Source organism: Pseudarthrobacter linnaei, assembly GCF_055412825.1.
Map to the genome: position 1 here is coordinate 111,682 of NZ_JBVAYX010000007.1, position 12,815 is coordinate 124,496.

At 67.7% G+C, this 12,815-nt stretch carries 10 protein-coding genes, 1 pseudogene and 2 riboswitches; of the genes and pseudogenes, 4 read left to right on the top strand and 7 right to left on the bottom strand.

Annotated elements, in window-relative coordinates; genetic code table 11:
• Window positions 1-58: 58 nt before the first annotated feature.
• The 3 genes from ACZYZ3_RS09160 to ACZYZ3_RS09170 form a co-directional block, all read right to left on the bottom strand.
• Entirely contained in the window at window positions 59-835 is a 777-nt protein-coding gene (locus ACZYZ3_RS09160) for an NlpC/P60 family protein (protein ID WP_463963511.1), read from the bottom strand.
• Window positions 836-1,144: 309 nt separating this feature from the next.
• A riboswitch (cyclic di-AMP (ydaO/yuaA leader) is annotated at window positions 1,145-1,315 on the bottom strand.
• Window positions 1,316-1,452: 137 nt separating this feature from the next.
• Window positions 1,453-2,274, bottom strand: coding sequence for a M23 family metallopeptidase (locus tag ACZYZ3_RS09165; protein WP_463963512.1), 822 nt, complete (start codon window positions 2,272-2,274; stop codon window positions 1,453-1,455).
• A gap of 3 nt (window positions 2,275-2,277) precedes the next feature.
• Window positions 2,278-2,486, bottom strand: a riboswitch (cyclic di-AMP (ydaO/yuaA leader).
• 169 nt (window positions 2,487-2,655) lie between these two features.
• Window positions 2,656-3,351 (bottom strand): iron-dependent transcriptional repressor DtxR, encoded by a 696-nt coding sequence (locus ACZYZ3_RS09170; protein WP_463963513.1) that lies wholly within the window; start codon window positions 3,349-3,351, stop codon window positions 2,656-2,658.
• 265 nt (window positions 3,352-3,616) lie between these two features.
• Here ACZYZ3_RS09170 and serC point away from each other — a divergent pair, with 265 nt between their 5' ends.
• Window positions 3,617-4,744, top strand: coding sequence for a phosphoserine transaminase (serC, locus tag ACZYZ3_RS09175; protein WP_463963514.1), 1,128 nt, complete (start codon window positions 3,617-3,619; stop codon window positions 4,742-4,744).
• Window positions 4,745-4,827: 83 nt separating this feature from the next.
• On the opposite strand, the gene ACZYZ3_RS09180 is transcribed toward serC, so the two are convergent.
• The 3 genes and pseudogenes from ACZYZ3_RS09180 to ACZYZ3_RS09190 form a co-directional block, all read right to left on the bottom strand.
• Window positions 4,828-6,135, bottom strand: a complete 1,308-nt coding sequence (locus ACZYZ3_RS09180; RefSeq protein ID WP_463963590.1) for an MFS transporter — start codon at window positions 6,133-6,135, stop codon at window positions 4,828-4,830.
• Window positions 6,136-6,353: 218 nt separating this feature from the next.
• Window positions 6,354-6,926, bottom strand: a pseudogene (locus ACZYZ3_RS09185) (DUF3027 domain-containing protein); the annotation flags it as partial.
• 9 nt (window positions 6,927-6,935) lie between these two features.
• A complete protein-coding gene (locus tag ACZYZ3_RS09190) occupies window positions 6,936-7,319 on the bottom strand; it encodes a cold-shock protein (RefSeq protein WP_463963515.1) in 384 nt (127 codons plus the stop codon).
• Window positions 7,320-7,497: 178 nt separating this feature from the next.
• Between ACZYZ3_RS09190 and ACZYZ3_RS09195 the strand changes: the two genes are divergently transcribed.
• Genes ACZYZ3_RS09195 through ACZYZ3_RS09205 form a run of 3 tightly spaced genes read left to right on the top strand, consistent with a single transcriptional unit; the run spans window position 7,498 to window position 11,889 of the window.
• On the top strand, window positions 7,498-7,731 hold the full coding sequence (locus tag ACZYZ3_RS09195) for a hypothetical protein (protein ID WP_463963516.1): 234 nt from the start codon (window positions 7,498-7,500) through the stop codon (window positions 7,729-7,731).
• A 10-nt stretch (window positions 7,732-7,741) separates the two neighbouring features.
• Window positions 7,742-10,237, top strand: a complete 2,496-nt coding sequence (locus ACZYZ3_RS09200; RefSeq protein ID WP_463963517.1) for a helicase-associated domain-containing protein — start codon at window positions 7,742-7,744, stop codon at window positions 10,235-10,237.
• Window positions 10,234-11,889: a DNA repair helicase XPB gene (locus tag ACZYZ3_RS09205; protein WP_463963518.1), complete on the top strand. Its 1,656-nt coding sequence runs from the start codon at window positions 10,234-10,236 to the stop codon at window positions 11,887-11,889. Before ACZYZ3_RS09200 ends, ACZYZ3_RS09205 begins: the two co-directional genes overlap by 4 nt.
• A gap of 49 nt (window positions 11,890-11,938) precedes the next feature.
• Here the strand turns inward: ACZYZ3_RS09205 and ACZYZ3_RS09210 are convergent, their stop codons facing one another.
• Entirely contained in the window at window positions 11,939-12,814 is an 876-nt protein-coding gene (locus ACZYZ3_RS09210; RefSeq protein WP_463963519.1) for an FHA domain-containing protein, read from the bottom strand.
• Window position 12,815: the final 1 nt, after the last annotated feature.

The window sequence follows — 12,815 nt, forward strand, 5'->3', positions numbered from 1 at the left end:
AACGCAAAGGACCCCTGCCACGTGGCAGGGGTCCTTTGCGTTGCTAGCAGTTGTTGTCTTAGCCGCCGACGCGGATGAAGACCGGGCCGGAACCGACGTTGACGCTCTGCAGGGAGGTGGTTCCACCGTTCCAGCCGCCGTGAACAGCCTTGCCGTTGCCGACGTAAACGGCGATGTGGGCCAGGCCCGCTCCGCCGTTCTGGTAGTAGGCGAGGTCGCCCGGCAGTGCCGCGGCAGCGCTCACGGTGCGGCCGAGGGACAGGTACCCTGCCGGCCAGCCGTGGTAGTTGATGCCCGCGGCAGCCAGCGAGTTCGTGGCGAGTGCGGTGCAGTCCTGGCCAACGCCGAGCTGGGCGTAGGCGGCAGCGGCGATCGTGGCGCCCATGCCGCTGGCGACGGCCGGAGCCGGCGTGGTGGCAGCGGGGGCTGCGGTGGCGCCGACCTTGGTGCTCGCGGTCTTGGCCGTGGCGGCAGTGTTGGCCGTGGAAGTCTCCTGGACCTTCACGACAGGCTTCGGGGCCTCCACGACGGGGGCCGGCGTGGTGGTGACGGCCGGCTTCTCGAAGGAGATCGCGATGGTCGAAGCAGCCGAGATCGTCGCCGGGGCGGCGGACTGGACTTCGAGGGTGGAAGCGGAGGTGGACTCGCGCTGGACGTTGGCCTCGGCAGCGTTGGCCGCGATACCGCTGGTCAGGACGAGGCCGGAGGCGGCAGCGATAACTGCGGCCTGGCGACCCATGCCACCGGCGTTGTCGCCGACGGCCTTGGCAATGACGGCCAGCGAGTTGGTCTTGGTGACCTCGGCGCGGTGCCGTGCGTTTGCACGAGTAGTCATTAAGTTCTCTCTTTCGTGATCCTGGGTCCGCGCTTTTCAGGCGCGGGCTGAGGACGCTCCGGCATCTTGGGGGTACGCCGGATCGCCCCGAAATGGGTTACTTAGCGAAGGGTGTACTGCGAAGACGCGCCAAAAGCGGGAACTGCTTGCAGGTGCATGGCCTGCGGGCCGGACTCGGCAGAGATTGAGCCGGCGGTGTGAGATCCGTTCCGGGCGCCACAAAGGGCACCACGGAGGGTGGATTTCAGCGGGCTCGTTAGAGCCGCGCAAGCGCGGTGACGCGCAGCATTGTGGCGTGAAGACACGAAAGTAGCCTCTCCCAATGCCTGCGAGGTGAGCTGTCGGATTCGGATGGGAGTCACCCGGCCGCGCTGCTTCCTGGGAAGCTTTTGCGACTTAACCCCAAGGCCTTCTTTCGAAGGCCAAAATTGGTTCCCCCGCCCCTGCCAGACGATGTAATGCGAACGGACCTTGAGCGGTGGCAGAGCTAGGCAATCCACTCAAGAGCGCCAACTTCGGAAAAGTTGGCGTGAGTCAAACGGTACAGCAGTTCGGGCTCAATGTCACATTCAGATCACGGCGTGTCACAGGAATGCGAGAGTGTCCCATCGGCTCGGTTAGAGCCAGCCGGTCGGGTCGACGACTTCGCCGTTGACCATGACCTCGAAGTGAAGGTGGCAGCCCGTAGAGGCGCCCGTGGTGCCGCTCATCGCCACGGCTGCGCCGCGGAGGACCTGCTGGCCCACCTTGACGCTGGCGGAGGACAAGTGGTTGTAGGTGGTCTCCAGGCCGTTGCCGTGGTCGATCACCACACGGTTTCCGCCACCGTAGGGATGCCATCCCGTGAAGGTCACCGTGCCGCTGGCGGCCGCAAGGACGGCAGTGCCGCACTGGGCAGCGTAGTCCTGGCCGCGGTGGAATTCCCCGGAGCCGCCGGTGATGGGGCTGACGCGGTATCCGAAGGGCGACGCCGTCTTCAGCTGGCCCAAGGGCGCCCCGAGGCTGCCCGTGGAGGCGGCGCGCGTGATGGAGCCGGCCGACTGGGCGCTCAGCAACTGCTTGAGCTTGCCGTCCGGGTCACTTTGGGTCGTGACGGCGGTGCGGTTGAAGTCGATTTTGGCCTCGGCGGCGGTCACATCCGGCTGGACTGCGGCAGAGATGGATCCGGCGTTTGACCCGGTGTCCGTGGCCATCACGGGGCTGGTGGCGGGAACAGCCACAGTGAGGACCAGTCCCGTGGCAGCCAGTGCTATTCCGGCTTTTTGCCCCACTCCACTGGCGGCGGCGAAGTCCGTTACCTGGCGGAACGGGCTGCGGCGGCCTCTGCGTTCGTCGCGGTGCGCGTCACGTGGGCGGTCTGCCGGTACGGCGACGGCCGGGCGCGGCTCCGGAGCGGGGCCGGTCGCACGACGGCGGCCCCTGACGATCTGGGTGGTCAAAAAGGTTCCTCTCTGAAGAGCCTGCGGAGTTAGCTGTCGGATTCGGGTCAGAGAGATCAAAGACCCGGTCCGCCGTGGCAAGCATCCAGGCACAGAGGCATCAAAGGACGTCCCCGGTCAAGTGTGCTTGCCGCTGACGGACTTCACCCCAAGGCTGTTGCACAGCCGGAAGTGGTTCCCCCGCCCCTGCCAGAAGGTGGTTCTGCGACTGATCCGCTGGCAGAGCTCGGCTTCGGATCAGATAACGCTTTGGTATCGGTACTAGTCTTCAACTATAGGCGATTAAGCCGTCCAGTGATAAATCCGTTATCGCCCTGTGGACATCTCATGGGAGGTCCCACGAGTTCATGGAGGTCCCGGGAGCTACCCTGTGAGCGGCGGCTAACCGAGGGTGACAAAGACGTGCGCCGCCACCTCGGGCGGGAGCTCCAGGGCACCCTCGATGTCGGGCACCCGCACTGAGATGTACTCCCCCACGCGCTCCAGCGACACCAGTGCGCCGGGGCGGATGCCGCCCTCATCAAGCTGGACGAGCAGTTCCGGTTCCACCTGGATGGGCTCGGCAAGGCGACTGACCATGATCCGGGAATCCGGACCGTAACCGGCCATGGCCTCCAGCAGGTTCACGACGTCGTCGGCATAGGGCTGGGAGGGCAGTCCACCCAGCTCCGCGAGGCCCGGAATCGGGTTGCCATAGGGCGAAACGGTGGGATGGTTCAGCAGTTCGAAGATTCGCCGCTCCACCCGCTCACTCATGACGTGTTCCCAGCGGCAGGCTTCCTCATGGACGTAAGCCCAGTCGAGGCCGATCACATCAGCCAGCAACCGCTCGGCAAGGCGGTGCTTGCGCATGACTTCGATGGCACGCTTCCGGCCTGTTTCCGTCAGTTCCAGGTGGCGGTCGCCCGAAACAACCACGAGCCCGTCGCGTTCCATCCGGCCGACGGTCTGGGACACTGTGGGGCCGGAGTGACGCAGCCGTTCGGCGATGCGGGCGCGGAGGGCGACGATGTTTTCTTCTTCAAGTTCCAGAATGGTCCGAAGATACATCTCGGTTGTATCGATCAGATCCGTCATTCAGCTCAGCTCCTAGAGCGCCGTCCTTGCGTGTTCCCACCGTACCGCGTGCTGCAGGCGCCCTGGCGGGGTCCGCCGTACGTTCGCAGGCCAGCTTAGCCTATTTTGAATTACTCCTGATAATCTCAGTGACCGGACTATGACGGGCTTTTTGCCGCCCCCGCCGGGCATTCAGGCAGAATGAAACGCAAGGCTCCGCTGCAGCCACGCTGCCGGGCCACCTCCCGAGCCGCCCTTTTTGTACCAGCCGAAAATTGGAGCCACTGTGAGCGACACCAGCATCACGATTCCCGCAAACCTCCTGCCCAAGGACGGCCGGTTCGGCGCCGGACCGTCCAAGGTCCGTCGGGAGCAGATGGAAGCCCTCGCCGCGGCGTCGCAGCTGCTGGGAACCTCCCACCGCCAGGCGCCGGTCAAGAACCTCGTGGGATCGGTCCGGAGCGGGCTCAGCCAGTTCTTCCGCGCCCCCGAGGGATATGAAGTCATTCTGGGCGTCGGCGGATCGACGGCGTTCTGGGACATCGCGAGCTTCGGCCTGGTGGAGAACAAGGCCCAGCACTTGTCCTTTGGCGAGTTTGGCTCGAAGTTCGCCTCCGCCACCAACAAGGCACCTTTCCTTGCGGAGTCCAGCATCATCAAATCCGAACCGGGCACCCGCCCGGCGGCCAGGGCCGAAGCCGGCGTCGACGTCTATGCCTGGCCGCAGAACGAGACTTCCACCGGCGTTGCCGCACCGGTCCGGCGTGTGGCTGGCGCCGATGCAGGCTCCCTCGTCCTGGTTGACGCCACCTCGGCTGCCGGCGGGCTGGATGTCGACGTCGCCGAAGCGGACGTCTACTACTTCGCCCCGCAGAAGAACTTTGCCTCCGACGGCGGCCTGTGGCTTGGCCTGTTCTCCCCGGCGGCGCTGGAACGAGCGGCGCGGATCAAGGCCGGCGGCCGCTGGATCCCGGACTTCCTGGACCTTCAGACGGCGATTGACAACTCGCGGCTGAACCAGACCTACAACACCCCGGCCCTGGCCACGCTGGTCACTCTCGATGCCCAGGTGCAGTGGCTCAACGCGAACGGCGGATTGGACTTCGCCTCGGCACGGACGGCGGATTCGGCCGGCCGCATCTACCGCTGGGCCGAGGCCTCGGAGTACGCCATGCCGTTCGTGGCAAAGGCCGAGGAACGCTCCAACGTCATCGCGACGATCGACTTCGATGACTCCATCGACGCCGCAGCGATCGCTAAGGTGCTCCGCGCCAACGGCATCGTTGACACCGAGCCGTACCGCAAGCTGGGCCGCAACCAGCTCCGCATCGCGACCTTCGTGGCGATCGAGCCGGACGATGTGTCTGCGCTGCTGGAGTGCATCGACTTCGTGGTGGGCGAGCTGAAGAAGTAACTCTCCAGGCCAGCGCGGCGCCAGGGCGTTAGCGTTTGACGGGCGGCCGCCGGCGTCCGGGCGTCCGACGGCGCCGTCCGGTTTTAGTCCCGGGCGTCGCCGTTGGCGTCGGGGCCGCTTGAGGTCTCCGGGCCGGCGGACACCACACGGAAGTGGCGCAGCCCCCGGGCGCGCCGGTCGAACCGGATCCGCAGCTGCCTGGCCCGGACAATCCACACGAGTCCGATCAGGGCCGCGAGCAGGCCGGAGGCGGCGGCGACGCTCAGGGACCAGCGGGGACCGGCGGCGTTGGCGACCCACCCCACGAACGGAGCCCCGATGGGTGTGCCCCCCATAAAGATCGCCATGTAGAGCGCCATCACCCGGCCGCGCATCACGGGGTCCGTGGTGGTCTGCACGTAGCCGTTGGCGCTCGTCACCATGGTGATGGCGAAGAGTCCCACCGGCACCAGCGCCACGCCGAACCAGAAGTAGCTGGGGGCCAACGCCGCGATGCCGGAGGCGACGCCGAAGGCTCCGGCCGCTCCGAAGATGATCCGCAGCCGGGGCTTCTTGCGGCCCGCGGACAGCAGGGCGCCGGCGACGGAGCCGATGGCCATAATGGAATTCATCAGCCCGAAGGCGCTGGCATCGAGGCCGAATTCCGTGCCGACCATGGCCGCGATGAACAGCACGAAGTTCAGTCCCAGGGTCCCGACGATAAAGACCGCGACCAGTACCACCACGATGTCCGGGCGGAACCGCACGTAGCGCAGCCCCTCGCGGATCCGGCCCTTGCCGGCCGCGGCCCGGGGCAGCTGGCGCAGCGAGGCGGTGGGAATCTTCCACAGGCTGAGCAGCAACGCCACGAACGTCAGGGTGTTGATCAGGAAGACCCAGCCGGGGCCGACGGCGACCGTGAGGATGCCGGCCACCGCAGGCCCGATCATGCGGGCCACGTTAAAGGATGCGCTGTTGAGCGCTACCGCATTGGGCAGGTAGTCGTCGCGGACCAATTCAGAGACGAAGGTCTGCCGCACCGGGGCGTCGAAGGCGGACACCACGCCGAGCAGCAGCGCGAAGCCGTAGACATGCCAGAGCTGCGCGGCCCCGGATACCACCAGGACGCCCAGCCCTGCACTCAGCACCGCCATCGCGGACTGGGTCAGGATAAGCACCTGTCTGCGGTTGAAGCGGTCGGCCAGCAGCCCGGCCACAGGGGCGAGGAAGAGCTGGGGTCCGAGCTGCAGGGCCATTGTGATGCCCATGGCGCTGGCATCGTGGTCGGTCAGGTGGTCAAAGACCAGCCAGTCCTGGGCAGTGCGCTGCATCCAGGTCCCGATGTTGGAGATCACCGCGCCGATGAACCAGATCCGGTAGTTCAGGATGTGCAGGGATTTGAAGGTGGACATCATGTCCAGCCCTCACTGTGCGGCATCCCGGATGGTTCCAACCGTTAGTCAGCCTGCGCAGCGGGCAGCTCGTCGTCGGGGGCGTCCTCGATAGCCCCGCCCGGGACGTCGTCGTCGTCGTCGTCGTCGTCGTCAACATCGTCGGCGTCGTACTCGTCGCCGGCACCGTCCGCGTTGCCGTCTGCATCGTCGGAGTCGTCTTCGGGCACGTCGTCGTCCGAGTCGGCGTCGGACTCAGCGGCGTCGAGCGCGTCCAGGGGCGCGTCGTCGTCCGAGTCGGCGTCGGACTCAGCGGCGTCGAGCGCGTCCAGGGGCGCGTCGGCTCCGGCGGCGTCCTCCGGCGGTGCGGTACCTGCGGCTGCCGTGAGTTCGTCCTCGCCCTGTTCGTCGCCGGGGCGGACACGTTCGGCCCACGGGACCCAAACGGGTGCCAGGATCGAGTCCTCGGAGGGCAAAAGCCCCAGTTCGTCGACCGTCACAACCTTGGACCGGGAGTTCCGGGTGAGCACGGCATACCACTGCCAGCCCCCATAGCCGGCCAGCTTTGACTCGAACAGGTGCGTGACCAGGCGGTCGCCCTCACTCTTGGCCGCGAGGTGCCGGCCGATCTGTTCGGCGGGGGCGATGCCCTCGATGGCGGCGCGGGCGACGTCGACGGCGGCGGCCAGGAAGGCATCGGGCTTGCCGGTGCGCCAGGCGGGTACCCCGGCGCGCGGCTTGCTGCCCTCTTTGGTTCCGGCTTTTTTGTCCCCGGCGGCCCGGGAGGCGGTCTGATCAGTTTCCGGAGTCATCCCAGAACCCTACGCGTCCAGCTCGTCGGCAACCTTACGCAGGGCGACGGCGATCGCCTTGCCCTTGTTGCCTTCCGGGTACTTGCCCGCGGACAGGGTTCCGGACAGGTTGTCCAGCACGGAGACGAGATCCTGCACCAGCGGGGCGAGATCCTTTGCGCTGGGCCGCTTGGCCTTGGCGATGGACGGTGTCTTGTCCAGCACGCGCAGGCCCAGGGCCTGGGCGCCCTTGCGGCCGTCGGCCACGCCGAATTCAACCCGGGTGCCGGCCTTCAGGTCGATTACGCCCTCCGGCAGCGCGGACTTTGGCAGGAAGACTTCCTGGCCGTCCTCGCCCGCGAGGAATCCGAAGCCCTTTTCCTTGTCATACCACTTGACCTTGCCGGTAGGCACGTAATCAACCTTCTTCGTTCTGCTGGTGACACGGCCGGCGGTCATCGCATCCGCATTGATATGCGGGGTCAGGGTGTGACTGCCAGGACCGTGTTGGTCTGTTCCTTCAAGGTTATCCTGCCCGGCCCACTTTGGTCGTTTGGGGCGCGGGACAAGCCGGGCTGTTAGCGTTAGCTCCATGACTCCACTGCGTTTCCGGCGGCCACTGTTGATTGTCGCGGCTGCCGCCGCCGTGCTGTCGCTCACGGCCATCGGCGTCGTGATGGCGATGGCCTTCAACAATGCCGCGTCGCCCGCCTGGATCACCTCCGCCGCCCTCTACGGGCTTCCGGTGGCTTTCCTCCTTATGCTCTTGCTCGTGATCGACGACGTCGCAGCCCGGCGACGTACGCGAGAGCCGGACGAGAGGTAGCCTTGCACTGATGTCTCTTATCCGCGCGCTGAGCAAGGAACTGCAGGCACGCAGCGATGACTCGCTCCGTGCCTTGTTCTCCGCGCGGCCGGACCTCATTTCCCCGGGCGTGCCGGACTTCGCCGCCCTCGCCGCCCGCGCGAGCGGCCGCGTCAGCGTGCAGCGGGCCCTGGAGCGGCTGAACCGCCCGGAAATGCAGGTCCTGGAAACCCTGCACCTGTGCACGAACACGGACACCGGGCACAGCGCCTCGGCCCCGATGCTGAAGAAGCTGATCAACGGCGCGACTCTGACCTCCATCGACAAGATGCTGCATTCGCTCCAGGAACTGGCCCTTATTCACCGGGCGGCACCTCCGCCCGGCGCCGCGCCGTCCGCGGGATCAAAGCAGCGCTACTACTTGCCGGTCGGCAGCCTCAAGGACGTCATCGGGATCTACCCGGCCGGGCTCGGGCGCAGCTACACCGAACTGGTGCGGCTCCAGCCGGCCTTCGCCCAGCGTGCGGTCCAGCTCGTCGGGGAACTGCATCGCAGCGGCGCGGCCATCTCCCCCGCGGCCACGCCGATGGAGGCCGCACTGTCGCTGCAGCACTGGACGGCCACGCCGGACTCGCTGCGGCAGATCCTGGCGACCGCCCCGGAACGCACCCCCGCACTGCTCGCACGCTTCGGGAACTGGGCCATGGGCGCCGTTCCCCAAGCGCAACGGCGCGCCTCCGTGCTGCACGAGGCCGCCGATGTCGGGCCGGTGGACTGGCTCCTGGCCCGCGGGCTGCTGGTGCCGCTGGACGCCGCACATGTTGAGCTCCCGCACAGCGTCGGGGTCTCGTTGCGCGGCGGCTTTGTCATCGAAAAGTTCGCGCTGACCCCCCCGGTGCCGCGGCTGGGCTCGACCTCCGCGGCGCTGCGCCGCAACGCCGCCCTGGGCGCGATCGCCGAGACCCTGCGGCTGGTGGGTGAACTGCTGTACAGCGTCCGCGAACAGCCTCTCGTCACCCTGCGCAGCGGCGGCGTGGGTGTGCGGGAGCTCAAGCGCCTCGCGGACGGGCTGCGGGTCGAGACGCACGACGCCGGGGTGCTGGCCGAGTTGTGCGCCCTGTCCGGCCTCATCCGCCTGGATGTGGACAGTTCCGCCTGGATCCAGCCGGCGCAGCTGGAATGGCTGGCGCTTCCGCGCCAGGAACAGTGGCTCTGGCTGGTCAATGCCTGGCTCGCCAGCGAGCGGGCGCCGTCCCTGGTGGGCCAGCCCGTCAACGGCCAGGCCGCGGTCCCGGCCCTGCACCGCGGCGCAGCCGGCGGCACCATCAACGCGCTCTCGGCCGAAGCCCAGCGCCCGGACGCCCCGGTGGTCCGGAAACGGATCCTGGAAATCCTGGCCGAACTGACCGAAGAGGCCGCTGCCCAGGACGGGCAGGCGCCGGTCCTGGACGCCGCGGCCGTGCTGGAACGCGCCGACTGGACCCAACCCCGGATGGCGCGGCGTTTCAGCTCGCTGGTCCGCGGGATCCTGACCGAGGCGGCAATGCTCGGCCTCATCGGCTCGGGCGCGCTCAGCCAGATCGGCGCGGCCATCGCCGCCGAACGGCCCGATGAGGCGACGGGCATCCTGGGCGAACACCTGCCGGCCGCCCTGAATCACGTCCTGCTCCAGGCCGACCTGACGGCAGTGGCGCCCGGCTACCTCGCGCCGGACCTGACCGAGAAGCTCCTCACCATGGCCGACGCCGAAGGCCAGGGCCCCGCCACGATCTACCGCTTCTCGGTCGCCTCGGTCCGGCGCGCGCTCGACGCCGGCCAGGACTCCCAGGCGATGCTGGACTTCCTGGGCCTGCACTCGGCCACGGCGATCCCGCAGCCGCTGAAGTACCTGATCGAGGACACCGCCGCCCGCCACGCCAGGCTCCGGGTGGGGTCCGCCGCAAGCTTCATCCAGAGCGACGACGAAACGGCCCTCCTGGAGCTGCTCAACACACCCGGCGCCGCCGGCCTCGGCTTGGTCCGGATTGCCCCCACCGTGCTGGTCTCGCACGCCGCGCCGCGGGAAACAGCCCAGCTGCTCCGGAGCCTGGGGCTGTCCCCGGCGGTGGACGAATCCGAGGCAGGCGGCCTCCGGCTGCGCCGCACCACTGCGGTTCCCGGCAGCGTCCGGCCGGTCTACAGCGCCCCGCGCACCGCCCCGCCGGAAGCCGACGTCGACGCCCAGCTGGCAGTACTGCGCAGCGAACGGACCGCGGGCAGCGGCGCTTCCGTGCATCCGGCCGCGGCCCCCGGCAGTGAGGAAGCGACGCAGCTGGGGCTGGAAACCCTGCAGAAGGCGATCCGGCTCAAACAGCGTGTGGTGATGAACGTCGTCGACGGGCTGGGGAATGCCGTGCGGGAAACAGTTGTTCCGGTAGCTGTGAACGGCGGACGAGTCCGGGTCTTCGACCCGGACAAGGAAACCGAACGCGTCCTGTCCATCCACCGGATTATTGACGTAGAAGCCGCAGAGGAATTGCTCCAGTGAACGATGGACCGCTGATCGTCCAGAGTGACAAAACCATCCTGCTCGAAGTGGACCACGAACTCGCCACCGAAGCACGCCACGCCATCGCCGCATTCGCCGAACTGGAACGCGCCCCCGAGCACATCCACAGCTACCGGCTGACGCCGCTGGGCCTCTGGAACGCCCGGGCTGCCGGCCTGGACGCCGAGAAGGTGCTGGACACGCTGCTGAAGTACTCCCGCTTCCCGGTCCCGCATTCCCTGCTGATCGACATCGAAGAGACGATGTCCCGGTACGGCCGGCTGCGGCTCGAGAAGGACCCCCAGCACGGCCTCGTCATGCGCACCTCGGACTATCCGGTGTTGGAGGAAGTCAGCCGCGCCAAGAAGATCGCCCCGTTACTGGGTCCAAGGATCGACGGCGAAACCGTGGTCGTGCACTCCTCCCAGCGCGGCCAGCTCAAGCAGCTGCTGCTCAAGATCGGCTGGCCCGCCGAGGACCTGGCCGGCTACGTTGACGGCACCCCGCACCCCATCCTGCTCGACGAGTCCGGCTGGAAGCTCCGCCCCTACCAGCAACTGGCGATGGAGAACTTTTGGGCCGGGGGCAGCGGCGTTGTCGTGCTTCCCTGCGGGGCAGGCAAAACGCTGGTGGGGGCAGCCGCGATGGCCACCAGCTCCACCACAACGCTGATCCTGGTCACCAACACCGTGTCCGCCCGGCAGTGGAAGGACGAGCTGCTCAAGCGGACCTCCCTCACCGAAGAGGAGATCGGCGAATACTCCGGCTCCGTCAAGGAAGTCCGTCCCGTGACAATCGCCACGTACCAGGTCCTGACCACCAAGCGGGGCGGGCTCTACCCCCATCTGGAGCTGGTGGACGGCAATGACTGGGGACTCATCATCTACGACGAGGTCCACCTCCTGCCCGCCCCGATCTTCCGGATGACGGCGGACCTGCAGGCCCGCCGCAGACTCGGCCTCACCGCCACCCTGGTCCGCGAGGACGGCCGCGAGGGCGAAGTCTTCAGCCTGATTGGTCCGAAGCGCTACGACGCGCCGTGGAAGGACATCGAGGCACAGGGTTATATCGCGCCGGCCGACTGCGTCGAGGTCCGGATCGACCTGCCCCGCGACGAACGTGTGGCCTACGCGATGGCCGAGGACGCGGACAAGTACCGCCTGTGCGCCACGTCCGAGTCCAAGACCCTGGTGGTGGAACAGCTCGTGGCCGGGCACGCCGGCGAGCAGCTGCTGGTGATCGGCCAGTACATCGACCAGCTGGACGAGATCGGCGAGCGCCTGAACGCTCCGGTGATCAAGGGCGACACCCCGGTCAAGGAACGCCAACGGCTCTTTGACGCCTTCCGCGCCGGCGAGGTACAGACCCTCGTGGTGTCCAAGGTCGCCAACTTCTCCATCGACCTGCCCGAGGCCTCGGTCGCGATCCAGGTGTCCGGGTCCTTCGGCTCCCGGCAGGAGGAGGCCCAGCGCCTTGGCCGTCTGCTGCGTCCCAAGAAGGACGGCCGCGCCGCCCGCTTCTACTCCCTCGTGGCCAGGGACACACTGGACCAGGACTTCGCGGCCAAGCGCCAGCGGTTCCTGGCCGAGCAGGGCTACGCCTACCGGATCATGGATGCCCGGGACGTCGGCTCCAGCTCCCCCACCGACTGACCCGGCACACCGCGTGCCGGGCAGGCCGCCTTTCGACCGGGGCCCCGCACTAGCGGATGTACGTCGACCCGTCCTGTTCCAGCGCTCCGGTGCGCGGGTCGCGCTGCGGGCGCTGGTAGGCGAATTCGCCGCCGCTCCGGCCGCCGAAAGGGCGTCCGTGGTCGGCAAACTCTTCCCGGAAGAACGCCAGGCACCACTGGCCCATCTGGAGGCGGGAGCCGGTGCGCAACACCGACGTCGAGTCCGGACCGAAGCTGCCGGTGACTTTGCCGTGCCGGACCAGGACATATTCATCCCGGTCGTTGTGGACTATTTCCGCATGCACTCCGTCGAGTCCCGGAAGCTGAAGGTCAACGGAGTCATCACTGCCGATGCGCACCCGTTCCGCAGTGAGACTAAACTCCCGCGGGACCTGTCCGTTCCAGGACTTCGAGTCCTGAACAAAAATCAACCGCGGCCGTCCGCCGCCTCGCGTGTAGTGGGTCGTCGTGATGCGCCGGGGAATCCTGCGCTTCACCGTCGGCAGCAACGGCAACAGGGTCCCCGGCGGCAACAGGGAAACCCCCCGGGCCGGAGAACGCCGGCCCCGTTTCAGCATGGGCGCCAGCGCTCCCAGCTTTCCCAGCTTGATGTGGGGTGACCTGGTAACCACCCGCTGCGAGGCCGGAGCCTCGACGGCGCCGAGGCTGATGATCCTGCCGTCCGGTCCGTCCACGACGACGGTCAGACCCTGGTCCGCCAGCGTCTTGGCCAGGGGCCTGAGATCGCCCAGGGACGGCAGCCGCTGGGACTTCAGGGCGTCGATGCGGTCCAGCGCAACAACCACTTCCCTCCCGGCAGCCTTCACCGTTCCGCGGGCCTCCTCCCCGGAGGCCTCCTGGAGGGAAAAGTCCAGGTTGATGTCGGCCCTGAACCGCGGGGCCATG